The sequence below is a fragment of the Saccharospirillum sp. ABV4_185 genome (assembly GCF_056159245.1).
Genome location: NZ_JBSWUW010000001.1, coordinates 1,934,157 through 1,953,051 on the forward strand (window position 1 = coordinate 1,934,157; position 18,895 = coordinate 1,953,051).

20 protein-coding genes are annotated in these 18,895 nt (G+C 56.7%); 9 read left to right on the forward strand and 11 right to left on the reverse strand.

Annotated elements, in window-relative coordinates:
• The 5 genes from metW to ACXAE6_RS09060 all read right to left on the reverse strand — a co-directional run bounded on the left by metW (position 1) and on the right by ACXAE6_RS09060 (position 4,070).
• Complete coding sequence (metW, locus tag ACXAE6_RS09040; protein WP_475146620.1) at positions 1-603, reverse strand: methionine biosynthesis protein MetW; 603 nt, start codon at positions 601-603, stop codon at positions 1-3.
• On the reverse strand, positions 600-1,751 hold the full coding sequence (gene metX / locus ACXAE6_RS09045; RefSeq protein ID WP_475146621.1) for a homoserine O-succinyltransferase MetX: 1,152 nt from the start codon (positions 1,749-1,751) through the stop codon (positions 600-602). The genes metW and metX overlap by 4 nt, the downstream gene beginning before the upstream one ends.
• A gap of 61 nt (positions 1,752-1,812) precedes the next feature.
• Positions 1,813-2,439 carry a YggT family protein gene (locus ACXAE6_RS09050; protein ID WP_392801800.1) on the reverse strand — a complete coding sequence of 209 codons (627 nt, stop codon included), beginning with the start codon at positions 2,437-2,439 and terminating at the stop codon, positions 1,813-1,815.
• A 40-nt stretch (positions 2,440-2,479) separates the two neighbouring features.
• On the reverse strand, positions 2,480-3,301 hold the full coding sequence (proC, locus tag ACXAE6_RS09055; protein ID WP_475146622.1) for a pyrroline-5-carboxylate reductase: 822 nt from the start codon (positions 3,299-3,301) through the stop codon (positions 2,480-2,482).
• Between the two features lie 52 nt (positions 3,302-3,353).
• Complete coding sequence (locus tag ACXAE6_RS09060) at positions 3,354-4,070, reverse strand: YggS family pyridoxal phosphate-dependent enzyme (RefSeq protein ID WP_475146623.1); 717 nt, start codon at positions 4,068-4,070, stop codon at positions 3,354-3,356.
• Positions 4,071-4,246: 176 nt separating this feature from the next.
• Here ACXAE6_RS09060 and ACXAE6_RS09065 point away from each other — a divergent pair, with 176 nt between their 5' ends.
• On the forward strand, positions 4,247-5,281 hold the full coding sequence (locus ACXAE6_RS09065; RefSeq protein ID WP_475146624.1) for a type IV pilus twitching motility protein PilT: 1,035 nt from the start codon (positions 4,247-4,249) through the stop codon (positions 5,279-5,281).
• Positions 5,282-5,300: 19 nt separating this feature from the next.
• Here the strand turns inward: ACXAE6_RS09065 and ACXAE6_RS09070 are convergent, their stop codons facing one another.
• The 3 genes from ACXAE6_RS09070 to ACXAE6_RS09080 form a co-directional block, all read right to left on the reverse strand.
• Positions 5,301-5,798, reverse strand: a complete 498-nt coding sequence (locus tag ACXAE6_RS09070) for a response regulator (protein WP_392801812.1) — start codon at positions 5,796-5,798, stop codon at positions 5,301-5,303.
• Between the two features lie 163 nt (positions 5,799-5,961).
• A complete protein-coding gene (locus ACXAE6_RS09075) occupies positions 5,962-6,438 on the reverse strand; it encodes a Fur family transcriptional regulator (RefSeq protein ID WP_475146625.1) in 477 nt (158 codons plus the stop codon).
• Positions 6,439-6,502: 64 nt separating this feature from the next.
• Positions 6,503-8,047, reverse strand: coding sequence for a glycerol-3-phosphate dehydrogenase/oxidase (locus ACXAE6_RS09080; protein ID WP_475146626.1), 1,545 nt, complete (start codon positions 8,045-8,047; stop codon positions 6,503-6,505).
• Positions 8,048-8,271: 224 nt separating this feature from the next.
• On the opposite strand from ACXAE6_RS09080, the gene ACXAE6_RS09085 reads away from it, so the two are divergent.
• The 3 genes from ACXAE6_RS09085 to ACXAE6_RS09095 all read left to right on the forward strand — a co-directional run bounded on the left by ACXAE6_RS09085 (position 8,272) and on the right by ACXAE6_RS09095 (position 10,145).
• On the forward strand, positions 8,272-8,673 hold the full coding sequence (locus tag ACXAE6_RS09085) for a COG4315 family predicted lipoprotein (protein ID WP_475146627.1): 402 nt from the start codon (positions 8,272-8,274) through the stop codon (positions 8,671-8,673).
• Positions 8,674-8,838: 165 nt separating this feature from the next.
• Positions 8,839-9,405, forward strand: coding sequence for an RNA polymerase sigma factor (locus tag ACXAE6_RS09090; RefSeq protein WP_392801821.1), 567 nt, complete (start codon positions 8,839-8,841; stop codon positions 9,403-9,405).
• Positions 9,390-10,145 carry a hypothetical protein gene (locus ACXAE6_RS09095; protein ID WP_475146628.1) on the forward strand — a complete coding sequence of 252 codons (756 nt, stop codon included), beginning with the start codon at positions 9,390-9,392 and terminating at the stop codon, positions 10,143-10,145. The genes ACXAE6_RS09090 and ACXAE6_RS09095 overlap by 16 nt, the downstream gene beginning before the upstream one ends.
• 65 nt (positions 10,146-10,210) lie before the next feature.
• Here ACXAE6_RS09095 and ACXAE6_RS09100 read toward each other — a convergent pair whose 3' ends face one another.
• From ACXAE6_RS09100 to ACXAE6_RS09110, 3 genes are all read right to left on the reverse strand, one after another.
• Positions 10,211-10,702 (reverse strand): Hsp20 family protein, encoded by a 492-nt coding sequence (locus ACXAE6_RS09100; RefSeq protein WP_475146629.1) that lies wholly within the window; start codon positions 10,700-10,702, stop codon positions 10,211-10,213.
• Positions 10,703-10,847: 145 nt separating this feature from the next.
• Positions 10,848-11,501, reverse strand: a complete 654-nt coding sequence (locus ACXAE6_RS09105; protein ID WP_475146630.1) for an SAM-dependent methyltransferase — start codon at positions 11,499-11,501, stop codon at positions 10,848-10,850.
• Positions 11,498-12,748, reverse strand: coding sequence for an MDR family MFS transporter (locus tag ACXAE6_RS09110; protein ID WP_475146631.1), 1,251 nt, complete (start codon positions 12,746-12,748; stop codon positions 11,498-11,500). The genes ACXAE6_RS09105 and ACXAE6_RS09110 overlap by 4 nt, the downstream gene beginning before the upstream one ends.
• Positions 12,749-13,115: 367 nt before the next feature.
• Between ACXAE6_RS09110 and ACXAE6_RS09115 the strand changes: the two genes are divergently transcribed.
• From ACXAE6_RS09115 to ACXAE6_RS09135, 5 genes are all read left to right on the forward strand, one after another.
• The gene (locus ACXAE6_RS09115) at positions 13,116-14,168 is read left to right on the forward strand and encodes a substrate-binding domain-containing protein (protein ID WP_475146632.1); all 1,053 of its coding nucleotides are present in this window, start codon (positions 13,116-13,118) and stop codon (positions 14,166-14,168) included.
• A gap of 93 nt (positions 14,169-14,261) precedes the next feature.
• Positions 14,262-15,827, forward strand: a complete 1,566-nt coding sequence (locus ACXAE6_RS09120) for a sugar ABC transporter ATP-binding protein (protein WP_475146633.1) — start codon at positions 14,262-14,264, stop codon at positions 15,825-15,827.
• 45 nt (positions 15,828-15,872) lie between these two features.
• On the forward strand, positions 15,873-16,874 hold the full coding sequence (locus ACXAE6_RS09125) for an ABC transporter permease (RefSeq protein ID WP_475146634.1): 1,002 nt from the start codon (positions 15,873-15,875) through the stop codon (positions 16,872-16,874).
• Between the two features lie 10 nt (positions 16,875-16,884).
• Positions 16,885-17,847 carry a sugar-binding transcriptional regulator gene (locus tag ACXAE6_RS09130; protein WP_475146635.1) on the forward strand — a complete coding sequence of 321 codons (963 nt, stop codon included), beginning with the start codon at positions 16,885-16,887 and terminating at the stop codon, positions 17,845-17,847.
• Positions 17,848-17,849: 2 nt separating this feature from the next.
• Entirely contained in the window at positions 17,850-18,836 is a 987-nt protein-coding gene (locus ACXAE6_RS09135; protein WP_475146636.1) for an aldo/keto reductase, read from the forward strand.
• The last annotated feature ends 59 nt before the right edge of the window (positions 18,837-18,895 follow it).

Consider the following 18,895-nt stretch of genomic DNA (forward strand, 5'->3'; position numbering starts at 1 on the left):
TCACCGGCTGATGTGATAGAGCGCAATTTCACCGAGCAGGTTGGGCAGCATGCGCATCTTCCAGTTGGCCTGGTGATTGCGATCCACCACCGCTCGGGTGAGAATTTTTATGCCGCGTTCGCGACACAGTACTTCGAAATCGCGAAAGGTGAAGAAGTGAATGTTGGGTGTTTCGTACCAGGCGTAGGGTAAGGATTCCGACACCGGCATACGGCCGCGAAAACCCAGATAGGCGCGCGTTGTCCAGTGACCAAAGTTGGGAAAAGTCACCACCGCCTGGCGGCCGATGCGCAGCATTTCCTCGACGATGCGATCGGGCGCTGTGGTCTGTTGCAACGACTGCGTCATGATGACGGTATCGAAACTCTGGTCGTCGAAATTATCCAGGCCGGCATCCAGATCCTGATGGATAACATCGACGCCACGCGCCACGCATTCGACGATATTATCGGTATCGATTTCCAGGCCGTAACCGCGCACGTTTTTGTTGTCGCGCAGCATGGCGAGCAAGCCGCCGTCACCACAACCGAGGTCGAGCACGCGGCTGTTGGGTTCGATCCAAGGCTCGATAAAATCGAAATCGGGGCGTTCTATTTGACTCATGCCGGCGCTCCTTGGGTGCTCAGTGAAGCCAGAAAACCGCTCAGCAATTTAACGTACTCGGGAATCGGAAACAGAAATGAATCGTGACCCTGGTCCGCCTCAATTTCCAGATAGCTGACCGGCTTTTTCGCGCGCACCAAAGCACGCACAATTTCTTCACTGCGCGCCGGCGTAAAGCGCCAATCGCTGCTGAAGGAAGTCACCAGAAAACGACACTGGCTCTGTGACAGACAACGTGCCAGATCACCGTCATGATCACCGGCCGGATCGTAATAATCGAGCGCCTTGGTCATCAGCAAATAGGTATTGGCGTCGAAATTATCGGAGAAATTTTCACCCTGATAACGCAGATAGGATTCGACTTCGAAATCGACATCGTAACTGAAATGCAGTTTGCCCTGGCGCAGTTCCCGGCCGAACTTTTCGCGCATACCGCTTTCCGACAAATAGGTGATATGACCGAGCATCCGCGCCAACATCAAGCCACGGCGTGGCGACGTATCGTGCTGATAATAATGGCCGTCATGAAAATCCGGGTCGCTGGTAATGGCCTGACGCGCCACTTCGTTAAAAGCGATATTTTGCGCCGATAATTTGGGCGCCGAGGCGATCACCGCACAGCCACGCAACCGTTCCGGGTGGTCGATAGACCAACGCATAGCCTGCATGCCGCCCAGGCTGCCTCCAATCACCGCCAGCCATTGTTCAATGCCCAAACGATCGGCCAGACGCGCTTGGCTTTTGACCCAGTCGCGTACCGCCATAATCGGGAAATCAGGGCCGTAACGACGACCGGTTTCCGGATCGACATCGGTGGGTCCGGTAGAGCCGTGACAACCGCCGAGGTTATTCAGTGACACCACAAAATAACGGTCGGTGTCGATGGCTTTGCCCGGCCCGATGCACGCATCCCACCAGCCGGGTTTACGGTCATCCATGCTGTGATAACCGGCGGCATGATGGTGACCCGAGAGGGCATGACAGATCAAAATGGCGTTGGAACGATCGGCATTGAGCGTGCCGTAGGTTTCATAAACCAGTTGATAAGACGACAGCGAACGACCGGAGCGCAGTGGCAACGGCTCATCAAAAAAAGCGGTCTGGGGTTCGACCAGGCCGACACTGTCGGCCGGTATTTCTGTGGGCATGAAGCGATGTCCTATTGAGCTCATTCCGTCGGCGCGTTGCAGGCGGGCGAATCGATAATGCTTAGAGACCGATCACCGGCATGATGCCGCCAGTGGCAAAGCCAATAAAATTATTGTCGTACAGACCGGTCATCGGAACGATGACGCCGCCAAGAATAAAATCGCGCAGAATAATCAGCACCAGAAAGGCGATGATGTAGGACAAATCCAGCATGCCGATTTGCAGGTTTAAACGCCGGAACGGACCGACAAAGGGTTCCACCAGTTCCTGCAGAAAACTGAGCATCGGGTTTTGTTGACCCATGCTGATCCAGCTGCCAATGGCGACGATGATCATGCTCCATTGCAGCACCGTCATCAGCAGGCCAGCAACCGCCAGCAGCGACAGCACCGCCATCGAACCCAGATGCGGCACAGGGTTGTTACCGTTCACCAGAATAATGGCCAGGGCCAAGACAAACTGACCGATCCAGATGCACACCAGAGCGGCAATATCGAGCCCAGCAAAGCCGGGAATAATGCGCCGCAGCGGCAGCAAAAATGGATTGGTGATTTTCAGCACGGTCTGGGCCAAAGGGTTATAGGTATTGGCGCGCGCAACCTGCGCCAGGAAGCGGGCAATCAAGGCGATCAGCACAATACTGAAGGCGGTTTTCAGAATCAGGACGGCGATACTAGCCAACACCATGTCGGGTTCCTCTTATTCGGTCGGTGGCGCTGAGTCGGGCTCAGTCTGCCAGTTCTTCGGACAATTCAATTGAGCGCACACGACAAGCTTGCATGGCTCGATCCACCATCGCATCGAGGTCGTCTGCCTCGAAACTGCGGATGGCGCGTTCGGTGGTACCGTTGGGTGAACAGACCTTGCGGCGCAGTTCGGCGGGCATTTCGCCGGTTTCCTGCACCATCTTGGCGGCACCCAGGGCGGTCTGGACGATCAGTGCGCGGGCGCTGTCGGCATCCAGACCTTGGTGTTCGGCGGCCTTTTGCATGGCTTCCATAAAGCGAAAGAAATAAGCCGGTGCGCTGCCGCTGGTGGCGGTGACAGCGTGCAATTCGTCTTCGTTGTCGACCCAGAGCGTGGCGCCGACACCATCAAAAATCTGCTGTACTGCCGTGCGTTCTTCGGCGCTGACGCGGTCATTAGCGAACAGGCCGGTGGCGCCGGTCATCACCAGCGAGGGTGTATTGGGCATGGTGCGCACGATGGCGAAATCGCCACCCAGCCAGCGGTCGATGCTTTCGGCGGTGACGCCAGCAGCAACGCTGACCACCAAGGGGCGCCGTGCCTGAAACGCCGACGCCAAGGGCTCAATCACCGACTTTAATACCTGAGGTTTGACCGCCAGCACGAGGATATCGCAAGCGGCGACCAGTTCGGCCGCATCGGCGGTGGCGACTAAACCTTTGCGCTCAAAGTCGTCACGCTTGGGCTGGTTGCGATCGCAAATCTGAATGCGTTTTGCGTCAAAGCCACTGGCGAGCATGCCATTGATAATGGCGCCTGCCATATTGCCGGCACCAAGAAAGCCGATGGTGGCTGTTTGCATTCTGGTCTCCTTCAAAGCGTTGCCGCTGTTAATGGATTGTGGCCGCTAATGATCAAAGTGATGCTTGCGAATCATAGTTGCGCTGACCAAAGAGCGCGCTGCCCACCCGGACATGAGTGGCGCCGCACTCGATGGCGGTTTCGAAATCGGCGCTCATACCCATCGACAAAACACCGGCATCCGGCTGCTGTTGAATAAGGGTATCACTGAGGCTTTTCAATTCATTGAACTGGCGGCGCAGTTCGGTGTCACGGAGATCGGCGGCGGTAATGGCCATGATGCCGCCCAGCCGCAAGCGCGGCAGCGCGCTGAGCTGGTCGGCAAAACTCAGCAGTTCAGCAGCGTCGATGCCGGCTTTGGCCGGGTCCTGGCTGATGTTGATCTGAATGCAGATGTTGAGCGCCGGCAAGTGTTCCGGGCGCTGATCAGACAGGCGTTGAGCGATCTTCAGTCGATCAACACTCTGCACCCAGTCAAAGTGCTCAGCGACCAACCGTGTCTTGTTCGACTGCAATGGGCCGATAAAATGCCAGACCGGCGCCGGCCCTTGCCATTGCTGCACCTTGTCGACCGCTTCCTGAACGTAGTTTTCACCCAGTTCGGTGACGCCGGCGGCGACGGCCGCCTGCAGATCGGCCAGCGGCCAGGTTTTGCTGACGGCCACTAAGGTGATCTCATCAGCAGACCGGCCGGCTCGCGCACAGGCGGCGTTAATGCGCTTGTTCACGCTGGCCAAACGGTCGTTCAACGGGCTTTGTTCAGGGCTCAAGCTGGCACTCCGACAAGCTGGAACGGTGCTCGCAAAACATCGTTCTTCGGTTACACTGGCGTCGTTATTCGTTAGGGCTGGCGGCGCTCGCCACCGGCCTTGCAAAGCGCAACAGCATACCGGTTTTCGACTCGCCTGAGTATCATCCGCCCATTTTTGAAGGAAGCCTTTTTCTCATGGATATGACCGAACTTCTGGCCTTCAGCGCCCAACAGAATGCGTCCGATCTGCATCTCTCTGCCGGATTGCCGCCGATGATTCGGGTCGATGGTGAGATGCGCAGGGTGAATGTGCCGGCCTTGTCGCATGCTGAGGTTCAGGCGCTGGTGCACTCCGTTATGAAAGAGCAGCAGCGCGCCGAATTCGAGCAGCGGCTGGAGACGGATTTTTCCTTTGAAGTGCCTGGCGTGGCACGTTTTCGGGTGAATGCTTTTAACCAGAACCGGGGCTGTGGCGCGGTGTTTCGCACCATTCCATCGCGGGTGCTGAGTATGGCAGAGCTGGGCCTGGGGCCGGTATTTGAGGAAATCGCCAAGGTGCCGCGAGGCCTGGTGCTGGTCACCGGACCGACCGGTTCGGGCAAATCAACAACGCTGGCGGCGCTGCTCGATTACATCAATGACAACAAGCAAGACCACATCCTGACCATCGAAGATCCCATCGAGTTTGTGCACGAGGCCAAAAAATGCCTGGTCAACCAGCGCGAAGTGCATCGCGATACGCACAGTTTTGCCGATGCTTTGCGTTCGGCGCTGCGCGAAGATCCGGACATCATTCTGGTCGGTGAACTGCGCGATCTGGAAACTATTCGGCTGGCGTTAACGGCGGCTGAAACCGGCCATCTGGTCTTCGCTACCTTGCACACCACCTCGGCGGCCAAGAGCATCGATCGGGTGGTGGATGTGTTCCCTGGCGAGGAAAAAGCCATGGTGCGCTCGATGTTGTCCGAGTCGCTGCAGGCCGTAGTCTCCCAGACTTTATTGAAGAAGGTGGGCGGTGGCCGGGTGGCAGCGCACGAAATCATGATCGGTACGCCGGCGATTCGGAACCTGATTCGTGAAGACAAGGTGGCGCAGATGTATTCGGCCATTCAGACCGGTTCGCAGCAGGGCATGCAGACGCTGGATCAGAGCCTTGCGCAATTGGTGCAAAGTGGGGTGGTTGAGCGCGATGCGGCGCGCCAGAAGGCCAAGCATCCGGAGAATTTTTAAGTTCAGCCAGAGCTGGCCATCAGTGTCGGGTGGCCGCAGCGCGCATCTGTTTGAGATCGCGATAATTACGCAGACCGCCGTACATTAAGGTCTGGAATTTTTGCGCGGTCAGTTCGGTTTTTTCTTTGTAGTCGTTGATGTCGTAGTCACGCACGACTTCGCTTTCCGGGGCGTAGCCGGGTTGGCCGGTGCGCAGCACCAGGCGGATCAGGTGGTTGCCGATCTCCTCGCGAATCGCTTTGACCAGATCCAGGCCCGCGTGTTCGGATTCCATCACCACATCAATCAACGCCATCGCCAGGTCATCACCAAGCTGACGTACGATATTGAGGGCTTCTTCTGCGCTGGCAGCGGTATGCACGATGAGCGGTTTGTCTTCGAAGCGAAAGCGTCTTAATGCCAGGCGGGTCACGGCATGAACTTCGGGTTCGTCATCGACGACCAAGACCTGCCAGCTCTCATTGGAAGCCGGGCTGTCGTCATCATTTTCTTCGGCCAGCCAATCCACGGGCGTCATCAGCGTCACTCCTGTTCGCCGCGCTGGAACGTCCAGCGATTACCGTGCCACTAAGATAGTCAAAAGCCGGTTGTTTGCAATTCTGAAACCGTTCTCAAGGGCGCATATCTGTCCGCTGTGTCGAAACAGTGGCTAAGAGGTTCGATTGGCCAGGGACGGGTGCTTAGGTGTCGGCTATTGCCGCTTGCTGAACGCAGCGGGCACAGATTCCATGCACTTCCAGCTGCTGGCTGCCCATCTGGAAGCCGGCGCGACTGGCGCTGGCTTTAAGCTCGGTCATCAAGGCGCGTTGCATGCCGACTTCTTCAACCGCCTGGCAGCGGTCGCAAATCAGGAACTGCGGCACTTCGTGATCGTGATCGCAGCTGATGTGCGAACAGGCGAGGAACTGGTTGGTGGTGGCCAGCTTATGCGCCAGGCCAGCATCAACCAGGAAATTCAGCATCCGATACACCGACATGGCCGCCGGCGCTTCACCGTAGGCGGCCTGATGATCGCTGATCAGGTCGTAGGCGGATTTGGGGCCTTCTGCGGCCAGCAGCAGGTCAAGCAAGCGTTCGCGTTTTGGCGTCAGACGTTCGCCCAGTTGTTGGCAGTGTTCGCTGGCTTTATCCAGAATGGCCTGTTTTTGATCAGTCATGGCAGTCGGTCATCAAGATGAGGGACCTATGGTAACCAGTCAGGCCAGCGAAGCGAAGCCTTGCTCAATTGGCCAGCCGCGCGGCCAATTGCTTGCCAATGGCCTCGGCCTGACGCTGGTTCAGCATGCCAATACGCAGGCGTCGGTTCAGCACATCTTCGGCGCGGCAGGCGCCTTCGTAATCCAGTGCCCAGCTGAGTTCGGCGTCAATATAGGGCGCATCGTCCAGCAGGCGCTGCGCTGAACCTTGGGCCAGCACGGCCGCGGCGCGATCACCATAGGCCTGCCAGAGATGGTCGGCGATGTCGGCCGGCAGCTCTTTCAGCGCCTGCTCGGTGGCAGCACGATCGCCGTTGGCACCGGCCAGTTGCAGCGATTGAGTGCGGCACGGGCCGGCCTTCAGTCCGCTTTCTTTAACCACCACATCCATGCAGTCTTCCGCCATACGGCGCCAGGTCGTCCATTTACCGCCGGTCAGGCTGGTCAGGCCAAGTTCAGTGACGATGACGTGATCGCGTGATAGCCCGGAAGTGCCCGCAGCGTGCGGATCGCTGACCAGAGGCCGCAAGCCGGAGAAGGTGGCGCTGATATCGGACTCGCTGATGGTTTCACTCAGCAAGCCATTAAGGTGGCGCAGTAAATAATCGATTTCTTCCTGACTGGCTTGCGGCTGATCGCTGAGCTCGGCCGGATCGTCGGTGGTGCCGACCAGCGTCTTGCCCAGCCAGGGCAGCAGGAACAACACGCGGCCATCTTCGGTTTCGGGGATCAGAATACCGCGGCCATCGGGCAGCAGTTCGCGATCGATCAGCAGGTGAATACCGCTGGACACGGTCATCATCGGCTTGGCATTGGGATTGGCCATCTGGCGCAGTTGATCGGTCCATGGGCCGGTGCAATTGACCACGGCGCGGGCGCGCAACTCGAATTCATCGCCGCTGAGCTGGTCGCGGCAGCGGGCGCCGGTGACGCGGTTGTCGTCCATGATCAGACCGTCAACGGCGCAGTAGTTCAGCGCCAAACCACCTTGCTCCAGGGCGGTACGGATCATGGCGATGCCGAAACGGGCGTCGTCAAACTGGCCATCCTGATAGCTGACACCGCCTTTGAGCGGTGTCTCGTCAATGGCCGGGCAGGCGCGTTTCAGTTCGTTTTTGCTCTCGATGCGCGAGCGACCCAGGCGTTGCGAACCGGCCAGCAGATCATAAAGACCCAGGCCGGTGCGGTAGTAGGGCAGGCCAATCCAGGATTTAACCGGGGTGATCAGCGTCAGCGGCCAAGCCAGATGCGGTGCCATGGCGAGCATGCGTTTGCGTTCGGCCAGCGCTTCGCGCACCAGCTGGTACTTGCCGATGTCGAGCGTTTTGAAAGCCTGTTCCAGATAACGCACACCACCGTGAATCAGCTTAGTAGAGCGGCTGGAGGTGCCGGCCATAAAGTCCTGGCGTTCTATCAGCGCTGCCTTCAAACCGCGACTTTGAGCGTCCAGCAACACCCCCGCGCCGCTGGCACCACCGCCGATGATCAGCACATCGAGGTCGGCTTCGGACATAGCTTGACGTTGTGCCTGGCGGTCCCAGGGTTGGTCGGCTTGGAGTGGGCGAGACATGCTGGCTCCTGTCAGATGAAGAAAGTGAAGTGATGGTAGCGCCGATGTTCGTTATTAGTAAATAAATATTCGTTATTTTTCGTTTTTCAAAGCGATGCCGGAAAATCATCGCCAGACGCCGCTTTGGTAATAGCCAATACCAAAGCTGCATCCGGAGCGTGGCGAGTTGTCGTCTAGTGCAGGGAATCAATACCAATACCAACAACTTATTAAAGGAAGAAACCATGAAAAAACTGATCACCACCACAGCGACAGCCACCTTGCTGGCACTGGCTGCCAGTGTTCTGGCCGAAAACCTGCCTGATAATGTTCCGGTGGACACCCACGACAGCAGCCAGGGCTCGGTACTGACCGACGACGACGGCATGACGCTTTATGTATTCACCCGCGATGACGCCAGCAAGTCCAACTGTTACGGCGGTTGCGCGCAAAGCTGGCCGCCGTTTGAAGCCGGTCGCCGGGCTCAGGACAGCGGACGGTTTACGGTCATCGAACGGGATGACGACAGCCGCCAGTGGGCTTATGATGATCAACCCCTGTATTACTGGGTGAACGATAAAAAGCCGGGCGACGTCACCGGACATGAGGTCGGTGGTTCCTGGTTCGTTGTCCAGATGGGCCGGTAATTAAGGAAAGTCGGGGAGTCTCTTAGCAGCCCCCAGGTTAATAGCGTGAACACTCTGGTTCGCGTTCAAGGATCAGCCCGGCCAAATTGCCGGGCTGAATTTTATCAGCCGTGGCCACCGCAAAACGTCACCAGGCGTTTGGCCAAACCAATCGGGATTGTAGTTGTGACCCAATCTTCAAGCTCAGTGCCAGATGCTTCCAAGCAGCACGATTCGGCCTGGATGATGCGCGTGATGAATCGTGTTGCTCATCAGGATTACGCTGCTTTGAAGTCACTCTACGATGCAACATCCAGTCGCCTGATGGGCGTGGCGAACCGAATTCTGAAAAACGAGCAGGAAGCGTGCGATGTGTTGCAGGACGTCTACCTGAAAATCTGGCAGCAGGCGGGCGATTACAGCGGGCGCGGTTCGGTCATGGGCTGGCTGACGGTGATGACGCGTAATGCCGCACTGGATCGCTTGAAGAGCATCAAACGCAAGCGCGAAGATTTATCCGAAGACCCCGGCGCCGATATTCTGGTCGAAATGCCAGCCTCGGAAAGCCATGATCTGGGTGTGCATCAATGCCTGGATCAACTCAATGAAAATGCCCGCGAAGCCATCGTGCTGTCGTACATCTATGGCTACAGCCATCAGGAATTGCACGAACGTTTGGCGCGGCCGCTGGGCACGGTTAAAGCCTGGATTCGGCGCGGATTGCAGGAGCTGAAAAAATGTCTGGAAGCCTGAACAGCGCCGCTCGATACGACGACCCGCAAGTGTGCGATCAACTGGCGGCGCAATACGTCGCCGGTGATATGACTCCCAGAGTGCGGCGTCGTACCGAGCAACTGATGCGACGCCATACGGCGCTGCGCACGGCGGTGGATTTTTGGTCCACTCATCTTGAACCGCTGCAGCAGCCTTACCCGGAACAGGCGGTGCCTGCCGATCTCTGGTCGCGTATCGAACGTCGCGTTAAAGCCGATATGATACAGCAGCCATCAACCGAGTCGACCTCATTCTGGTCGCGTCTCGTCACCCAATGGGATATCTGGCGCACCAGTGCCGTTGGTGGCATGGCGACGGCTTTGGCGTTGGTGGTGACTCTGACTCTGGTTCTGGGGCAGCCGACTGAATTGCGCGCTGCCGACTATATGGCACCGCTCAGTTGGCAGGGTGATGTGGCCCTGGTGGTCAGTGGCTATAAAGGTCAGGACGGCGATGCGCCCTGGATTTCCACCCAGTGGTCGGAGCGCTTGGCTGACCGGCCGGAAGGCGAGCTGTACCTATGGGCCGATGGCGGTGCCGAGCAAAGCTGGGTGTATCTGGGCAAGGTCACGCCGGAGAACCGTCGCTGGCAACTGGATTCCGCTGCCTGGCAGGCGGTAGCCAACAGCAGCAACCTGGCGGTCAGCACTTCGGCTGACAGCGTCAGTCTGGAAACGGCGGCGCTCGATGGACCCTGCATACAATTGACTAACTGGTAAGCACAAAAAAGGCCGGCGATTGCCGGCCTTTTGCGTTAACAGCGACGTTTAACCCAGTCGCGGATTCAGGCGACTTTGGCCTTTTGGTCGGCCTTCTCGTCTTTTTTGTGTTCCAGAGTGTTGGAACCGCTGTTAATGGCGATGCTCTTCGGCTTCATAGCCTCCGGCACTTCTTTGACCAGGCTGACGGTCAGCAGGCCATTGCGCAGTTCGGCACCTTTGACTTCCACATGGTCGGCCAGGTTGAACTTGCGCTCGAAGGAGCGGTAGGCGATGCCTTGATGCAGGAAACGACGCTGTTCGTTGTCCTGACTGTCGGCTTTCTTACCGCGTACGCTCAGCACGCCGTTTTCCACCTGAATATCCAGCTCGGACTCTTCGAAACCGGCCACGGCCAGAGTAATGCCGTATTGGTTTTCGCCAGTCACTTCGATGTTGTACGGCGGGTAACCGCCACCGCTGGACTGTTCGCCGCGCAGCGCGGAGTCGAGCAGAGACGCCATCCGGTCAAAGCCGATGGTGCTGCGGTACAGGGGAGTGAGATCAATCGTAGTCATGGTGTATATCCTCCATTGAGAAGCAATATAAAGTGTTGGCCCTTATGGCCGTCGCTGGCGGACTCTCATCGAGACATCCGCTGGCAAAGCACTAAATAGGGACAGCCCAACTCAGAGCAAAGGGGGGATATTTGTAAAGATTGCGTTAGCGCGATTCGAGCAATCGGGCGTAAGCAAGGGCAGCGGCGTTAGCTTGCGGATTGTGCGCCTGACGCTGCTGCTGGCGAGCGTGCTTGAGTAATTTGCTCAGGTGACGACGATGATCGGCATCCTCCGGGTTCCAAAAAGGTGCCGGATTTTCAATCGTTTTGGGCGCGCCGGAACGCACCCACAACCACTCATAAAGACGGCCGTTTTCTGCGACGACGCCTTCATCCAAGATCCCAAAAATCGGCTGTAAAAACTGCCGCACCTGAAACAGATTATTGGCCGGTGAAATCAGCCAATCGATTTGGGCGTCGGTGGTTTGAGCGTGCAGTTGTTGCACGATGCGAACGGTCACTTCATCGCCAACCCCGGCCAACACCAGCAGATGCTTGCCCGTTGTCGGCAACGCAATGTGCTCGGCCGGGCAACACTGCAACTGATAATTACGCGCGCCATATTGCGCTAAGCGCGCCGCCAGGTCGGTCATAATGCTGTCGATGCAATCGACGAAATGCACTTGTGGTGTGCGCCCGGTTTCCAGCAGCGCCATGCCGAGCCGACCGTGATCGCAACACAGATCCCAAACGCTGTCGTAGTCATCGGCAACGACGTTGAACAGCGCTGTGAGGCGTTTACCCAGTCGGGTTTTCATGCTCGCGCGACCGGTTCAACGGCGCGCACTTCGGCTTCCAATTCAGCAATCCATTGGCGGCGGGTGGGTAACAGTTTCACCGCCAGGTAGTACAAAGCCATGGCCACTAGCACCAGCGCGCCGGTCACCCACCAGGCGTTGTGGCCGAGCAATTCCAGCGTTAAACCGCCCAAGGCAGGCGCCAGCGAAAAGCCAAAACTGCTGATGGCGTTGGCACCAAAATAACTGCCGCGCAAATGCTGCGGCGCCATTACATCGATCTGAATATTCAGGGTCGGAAACAGCACCGATTCACCCACGCTCATAATCAAAGTGGCCAGAATCCAGGCGATGGCAAGCTGTTGCGGCAACCAGGCGTAAGCACTGAAACCGAGCGCGAATAACGCCAGGCTTAAATAAATGCGATTGTGCAGTTGGATATTGCGCAACAAAGCCAGCATCGGAAATTGAAAGATCAAAATAGTCGCTGCGTTGACCATCACCAGGGTCGCATACAAACCGACAGCATCGCCTGGCCGCACCAAACCCAGATACTGCACCAGGGTGGCTTCGAACTGGCCGTAGCAAGTCATGATCAGGGTATTGGCGATCACCAATAGCTGAAACGCCTTGTCTTTTTTCAGCACGATCCAGGCTTTCGCCAAGCCTGCTGCGGCTTTTTGATCGTCACTGATACTGGGCTGATGACGGCTGAAATAAGCCAATGCCAAGCCGTATATCAAATAGGTCGCCATCACCAGACTGAAGGTCGATTGTTGGGCGGTCAGGCCAAAATAAACCCCACTTAACGGCCCGGCGGCGGCACCAATGTTGAGAAAATAATAACGCAGATTAAACGCCAGACCGCGCGCTTCCGGGTCGCTGATTTCGTCGGAAATCATCGCTTTCGACGGCGGCTCCAACAGCGAGTAACCGGCACCGACCAGCAAGACGCAGACAATATAAACCACTAGCTGATCAGCCAACGCCAGGCTGCCGAACGCGATGGCCGATGCCAGGGTGCCGGAAATCATCACCACCCGGCGGCCGAAGCGATCGGACAAATTGCCCACGACAAAACTTAGCGAACTGCCGGTGAAGGCCGCGCCACTCAAAATCAGCCCGATGGTGAACACTGATAGGTCGAACTGTTCTTTGAGCAAAATGGCCATAAAGGGCCAGACCATAAAGTAGGTCAGGCGGGTCAGAAAGGTGCCACCGATAACGGTCCAGATCAGCGGTGAAAATTGCGACAAGCGATCGAACATCGGTGGGCCTGTACGACGACTGGTGAAGGGGGCCGGATTATAGGGAGCGATGGTCAGGGTGTCACGGTGGCGGAGATCGCCGATGTTTTTGTCGGACGGGAATTTATCGCTGCCAGGCGGGAAAAGTGCCTCTGTTTCGGCGCGAAAAAAGACACCGTTAAATCAATAGCAAAATCAAACACTTAATAAAAACGGTACAAAATGTCTCAAAAATGTTTTGACAGCCCCAAAATTGTGCAATTACTATCCATCCATGAAATTTATTTCTTTTAACTGAAATATATTTCAAACCAAGGCGTAATCGACTACCTATGCTGTTCAACGCCTGACGAATCTCAATGCACCTATAAAAATAAGGAGAGTGCTGATGAGTAAGTTGTCCATCCTCAAACGGGGTCTGTGTGGCCTGTCACTGACCCTCGCAGCTGGCTTTACGCTGGCCGAAGAAGCGCCCAGCTCGGGCCACGATCACGGTCCCTTCCGCTGCGATCCGGGCGAAACCTACTACATGAACGTTATGGTCTCTGGCGTCGAGTACTGGTTCCCGGTCTATGAAATGATGAAGCAAGCCGCCGAACAGATGGGTTGCGACACCGTTTACACCGGTACACCGGAATACGACGTTAACAAACAGCTGGCGTCTTTCGAGCAGATTCTGGCGCGCGATCCAGCCGGCATTCTGTTGCATCCGATGAACCCCGATCCCTTTATCGAACCGATCAACCGCGCTGCTGAAATGGGCATCCCGGTGGTGACCTTTGCTGCCGATTCTCCCAACAGCGACCGGGTTTCATTTATCACTTCCGACAACTACCAGGAAGGTCGTTACGCCGCCGACACCATTGCCGAAGCCATGGGCGGTGAAGGTGAATACGCCGTGCTGGAAAACCCCGGTCAGGACAACCACGACCGTCGCATCGCTGCCTTTATCGAGCGCATGGAATCCAACTGGCCAGACATGGAACTGGTCGCCCGCGCGGCGAGCAACCAGGACCCGACCCGCGCCTACAATGCGGTGCTGACCATGGCGCAAGCCAACCCGAATCTGGGTGCGGTCTTTATGCCTGAAGCCAACTCCGCCCTCGGTGCGGCCCAGGCAGCGAAGGAGTTGGATCGCGGCATCAAGGTGTTCAACGCCGACGTTAACGCCAAGATTCTGGACATGATCAAAGCCGGTGAAATTTTCGGTGCGGTCAACCCCAACCAGGGTATCCAGGGTTATATGGGCATGATGTTGCTCTACCTGGCGGCGCATCCGGAACAGATCGATCCGATGAACGATTATCTGCGCAGCGGCTTCAACCCCATGGGTGTGCCCTTCGTCGATAACGGCTTCTCCATCGTCACCGCCGACAACGCCGACGACTTCTATTGGGGTGATTACCTCGAACGTCGTGGCACACGCGGTATTAACGAGTAAGACCGGTTTGGGATCGGCCAGTAGGCGGCCGATCCCAACAGGGATTATTAAGCACCGCAGGGACGCTGTTTTGGACAGATGGGAGGATCGGTTTTGACACGCTTTGATGAAACCGTCTTGGAATTGATCGGCATCGAAAAAGCCTTTGGCGCGACCCGCGCATTAGCCGGCGTTAACTTCAGTCTGCGCAAGGGTGAAATCCATGCACTGGCTGGAGAAAACGGCGCTGGCAAATCGACCTTGATGAAAATCATTGACGGCATTCACCAGCCCGACGCCGGAGAAATTCGCGTCCATGGCAAGGCGACGCAAATCGCCGATCCATTGGCGGCGCAAAAAATGGGTATCGGTCTGGTGCATCAGGAAATTGCACTCTGTCCGGATGTGTCGGTTGCGGAAAATATTTCCATGCCGATGCTCAACGCCAGCAAACGCTGGTTTGTGAATTTTCGTGAGATTCGGCGCATCGCTCGTGATGCCATTAAACCGCTGGCGGATATCGACCCGGACGCGCGCTTGCACGACCTGAGCATTTCCAATCAGCAGTTGGTGGAAATCGCCAAAGCCTTGACCCTCAACTGCGATATTTTGATTTTCGATGAGCCGACCGCAGCGCTTACCGAAAGCGAAACCCAGGCGCTGTTTCGCATCATGCAGCAGCTGAAAGCCAAGGGCATCAGCATTATTTATATCAGCCATCGCATGGCGGAAATTTTTGAGCAGTGCGATCGCATCACCGTACTGCGCGACGGCCAATACGTCTGCACCGAAAACATCGCCGACACCTCACCCGATGCCATCGTTGGCAAGATGGTCGGGCGCGAACTGGGTGAACTTTATCCACCCAAATTGAGCACGCCGCCGGAGTCCGGCGAGGTCTTGCTCGACGTGCAAAATTATTCTGATGAACGCCGTTTTCACGACGTCAGTTTCCGCGTGCATCGCGGTGAGATTTTTGGCATCGCCGGCTTGATTGGCGCCGGTCGCAGCGAGGTGGTGAAAGCCATTTGCGGACTGCACAAACGCAGCCGTGGCGAGCTGACCTTTTTAGGGCAGCGCGCCGACATTCGCAATTATCAGGACAGCGTCGAACTGGGCATTGTCTATCTGTCGGAAGATCGCAAGGAAAATGGCGTTTTTCTCGACCTGTCGATTGCCGGCAACATCGCCGCGCTCGATCTCGATCAGGTGTCGCGTTACGGCTTTGTAAATCGCCGCTTGGAACGCGAGCAAGCCCAAGAATTAGCGCAACGTTTAAACCTGAAATACGGCCGGCTCGATCACCCGGTGTCGTCCTTGAGCGGCGGCAACCAGCAAAAGGTCGCCATTGCCAAGATGCTTTCGGTGAAACCGCGCCTGGTGATTATGGATGAACCGACGCGCGGCATTGATGTTGGCGCCAAATCGGAAATCCATCGGCTGACGCGTGAGCTCGCCAGCCAGGGCGTTGGCGTCATTGTTATTTCTTCCGAGTTGCCCGAGGTCGTCGGTCTGTGCGATCGCGTCATGGTGATGTGCGAAGGTCGCAATAACGGCATCGTCAGCGGCGAGGCCATTAATGAAGATCGGCTGATTCGCCTGGCATCCGGTCTGGGACCGGCGGCGGCAGCAACCAGCGTCGAAAACCCAGCGCAATTTCGTGTGCAACCGGCGACCTAAGGCCGTGCAAAACAATAACAAAAGGCAAACCAGGAGCGTGGTTTTATGACCGCTAACACACCGAGTTTCTCACCCGACCCAAGCAAGCAGGGACTGTTTGGCAACATCCGGAAAATGCGCGAACTGACGTTGATCCTGATCATCGTCGGCCTGTTTATCGTGATGAGTTTTGCCTCACCCTATTTTCTGACCTGGGCCAATATGAAGGCCATGCTGCTGTCATTTTCCACCGAGGGCATCGTCGTCGTCGGCATGACGATGTTGCTGATTGTCGGGGGTATCGATCTATCGGTCGGCGCGGTCATGTGTCTGGCCATGGTCATGGCTGCCAAGCTGTTTGTGCTGGGTATGAACCCCTGGCTGGCGAGTCTGTCGTCGATCGGCATCTGCAGCATTATCGGTCTGATTATGGGTAACTGCGTGACCCGCATTCGCATGCATCACTTTATTGTGACGCTGGCCTTTATGGGGATTGCCCGCGGCGCTTCGATGGTGATTACCCAGGGCACGCCGATCTCGTTATTTTCGTTGCCGCCGGAATTTAAATTCGTCGGTCAGGGCACGCTCTGGGGTGTGCCGTTTTCGATCATTATTTTCTTTGTGGTGGTGATTATCGCCGACTATCTGCTGCGTAACGCCACCGCTTTCCGGAAAATTTTCTACACCGGCAGTAACGAGCGCGCGGCAGAGTTCTCCGGTATTCGCACCAATCGCATCAAGATTGGTGTGACGGTACTCAGCTCGACGCTCTGTGGTCTGGCCGGCATTATTTATATGTCCAAATTTGGCGCGGCCACACCCAACTTCGGTGTCGGGCTGGAGCTGAATATCATCGCCGCAGCGGTGATTGGCGGCGCTTCACTGAAGGGCGGCGAGGGCACAGTGTTCGGCGCAATTTTGGGCATTGCCTTGCTGTCAGTGGTATCGAGCTCACTGATTTTGCTGAACGTTTCGGTGTATTGGCAGGACCTGATTAAAGGGTTGATTCTGCTGGCAGCGGTGGCCATCGATCACATCCTGCACAACCGCTCGGTGCAACAGGGCTAAGGCGAAGGAGATGAAGGTGGATTACGACAAGGCGCGATTGTTCAGCCGGATATTGACGATGCACTTTATCGAGCAGCGCAATCAATCCGATATTTCCAAACTGCTGGGACTGTCGACCGCCAAGGTCAATCGCATCATTCGTCAGGCGCGTGATGAAGGCTATCTGGAGATCAGCATCAAGACGCCCTACCAGTCGTTGTTTGAACTGGAAAAAGCGCTCACCGATGCCAGTGGTATTCCTGAAGCTTTGGTCAGCCCGACCTATTCGGACGACCCGGATACCGTCGCTCGCACCGTCGGCAGCGCCGCCGCCGATTATCTGCTGCAGCATCTGCGCGATGGCGATGTGCTGTGCATCAGTGGCGGCAAGCAGATCACCGAAATCGTTCATGCACTGAATCCGCAGCGCCAGTATGACGTCACCGTGGTGCCGGCCACCGGCGGTGTGCAGGGCAAGCATTACACCGATGTGAATCATCTGGCGATGGAGCTGGCAGAACGTCTCGGCGGCCGCGCTCTGCAACTGCATGCGCCGCTGTTCGCCGACAGCGCCTCCGAACGCAACATGCTGATGGACATGCGCCAGACGCGCGAAGTGCTCGACAAAGCCCGTCACGCCGACATCGCCTTGCTCGGTATCGGTTCCATCGTGCCCGAGGATTCGAGCTACTTCGATTTGCGCGCCATGAGCCGCGTCGATCGCGATGCCTTGATTAACGAAGGCGCAACCGGCGATCTGTTCGCCCATCTGTTTAACGTTGACGGCCAATTGGTCGGTCATCAACACAATGAAAAACTGGTCGCGCTGACGTTGAATGAATTGCGCGACATTCCACTGTCGGTTGGGGTGGCAGCGTCCGCCAGCAAGGTGAACCCCATCGTGGGCGCTTTGCGCGGTCGCTTTTTCAAAACGCTGATCAGCGATGAAGTCACTACCAAAGCAGTGCTAAAACGCTTGGAAAAAGGAGCCTGACTATGAAGATGAGAACGCTCGGCAGCACCGATATTCAAGCCTCGGTTGTCGGCCTCGGCACCTGGGCCATGGGCGGTTGGATGTGGGGAGGTCATGACGATGACAACTCCATCGCCGCCATTCGCGAATCACTCGACCGTGGCATCAATTTAATCGATACCGCCCCGGCTTATGGTCTGGGTCGTTCCGAAGAGCTGGTCGGTCGCGCCATTGAAGGCCGGCGTGATGAAGTCATCCTGGCGACCAAGTGCGGCATGATCTGGCACGACGAATCCAAGGGAAAATTCTTCGTCGATGAAGACGGCCAGCCGGTCAATCGTTACCTCGGTCCGGAGTCCATCGAGTACGAACTGGAGCAAAGCCTGAAACGGTTGCGCACCGATTATATCGATCTGTACATCACTCATTGGCAGGACCCGACCACGCCGATTGAAGCGACCATGAACAAGTTACTGGAGCTAAAAAAGGCCGGAAAAATTCGCGCCATTGGCATCAGTAACGCCAGCGAAGCGGACCTTCGCGAATACCTGAAATTCGGACCGGTCGATGCCATTCAGGAATGCTACTCGGCCATTGATCGCGGCATCGAAACCACCTTGTTGCCGATCTGCAAAAGCAATGGTGTTTCCTGCTTGAGTTACTCCTCCATGGCACTGGGTTTGCTGAGCGGACGAATGACACCGACGCGTCAATTTGAAGGCGACGATCAGCGCAAAAACAATCCGCGTTTCAGCGTCGATAACCGCAAAAAAGTCGCCGATTTTTTTGCCGATATCGAACCTCTGTGCAGTCAGTACCACGCCACGCCCGGCCAGATCATCATTGCCTGGACGTTGCAGCAGCCGGGCATCACCTATGCGCTTTGCGGTGCGCGCAATCCATCCCAGGCGGCGGAAAACGCCCGTGCCGGTGAGGTTGAATTAAGCGCCGCCGATTGCGCACATATCGAGGCTGCCCGGGCCAGGCACTTGTCGGATATCGACGGCTAGCGCTCACGCCAGCGGGCGCGGTTATGCGCGCCCAATCGACCAAATGCAGATGAGATCAG

Bases quoted from the DNA above. Each gene is read 5' to 3' on its own strand.
- metW (WP_475146620.1), bottom strand. From the start codon at position 603: ATGAGTCAAATAGAACGCCCCGATTTCGATTTTATCGAGCCTTGGATC.
- metX (WP_475146621.1), bottom strand. From the start codon at position 1,751: ATGCCCACAGAAATACCGGCCGACAGTGTCGGCCTGGTCGAACCCCAG.
- ACXAE6_RS09050 (WP_392801800.1), bottom strand. From the start codon at position 2,439: ATGGTGTTGGCTAGTATCGCCGTCCTGATTCTGAAAACCGCCTTCAGT.
- proC (WP_475146622.1), bottom strand. From the start codon at position 3,301: ATGCAAACAGCCACCATCGGCTTTCTTGGTGCCGGCAATATGGCAGGC.
- ACXAE6_RS09065 (WP_475146624.1), top strand. From the start codon at position 4,247: ATGGATATGACCGAACTTCTGGCCTTCAGCGCCCAACAGAATGCGTCC.
- ACXAE6_RS09070 (WP_392801812.1), bottom strand. From the start codon at position 5,798: ATGACGCCCGTGGATTGGCTGGCCGAAGAAAATGATGACGACAGCCCG.
- ACXAE6_RS09075 (WP_475146625.1), bottom strand. From the start codon at position 6,438: ATGACTGATCAAAAACAGGCCATTCTGGATAAAGCCAGCGAACACTGC.
- ACXAE6_RS09080 (WP_475146626.1), bottom strand. From the start codon at position 8,047: ATGTCTCGCCCACTCCAAGCCGACCAACCCTGGGACCGCCAGGCACAA.
- ACXAE6_RS09085 (WP_475146627.1), top strand. From the start codon at position 8,272: ATGAAAAAACTGATCACCACCACAGCGACAGCCACCTTGCTGGCACTG.
- ACXAE6_RS09095 (WP_475146628.1), top strand. From the start codon at position 9,390: ATGTCTGGAAGCCTGAACAGCGCCGCTCGATACGACGACCCGCAAGTG.
- ACXAE6_RS09100 (WP_475146629.1), bottom strand. From the start codon at position 10,702: ATGACTACGATTGATCTCACTCCCCTGTACCGCAGCACCATCGGCTTT.
- ACXAE6_RS09105 (WP_475146630.1), bottom strand. From the start codon at position 11,501: ATGAAAACCCGACTGGGTAAACGCCTCACAGCGCTGTTCAACGTCGTT.
- ACXAE6_RS09110 (WP_475146631.1), bottom strand. From the start codon at position 12,748: ATGTTCGATCGCTTGTCGCAATTTTCACCGCTGATCTGGACCGTTATC.
- ACXAE6_RS09115 (WP_475146632.1), top strand. From the start codon at position 13,116: ATGAGTAAGTTGTCCATCCTCAAACGGGGTCTGTGTGGCCTGTCACTG.
- ACXAE6_RS09125 (WP_475146634.1), top strand. From the start codon at position 15,873: ATGACCGCTAACACACCGAGTTTCTCACCCGACCCAAGCAAGCAGGGA.
- ACXAE6_RS09130 (WP_475146635.1), top strand. From the start codon at position 16,885: ATGAAGGTGGATTACGACAAGGCGCGATTGTTCAGCCGGATATTGACG.
- ACXAE6_RS09135 (WP_475146636.1), top strand. From the start codon at position 17,850: ATGAAGATGAGAACGCTCGGCAGCACCGATATTCAAGCCTCGGTTGTC.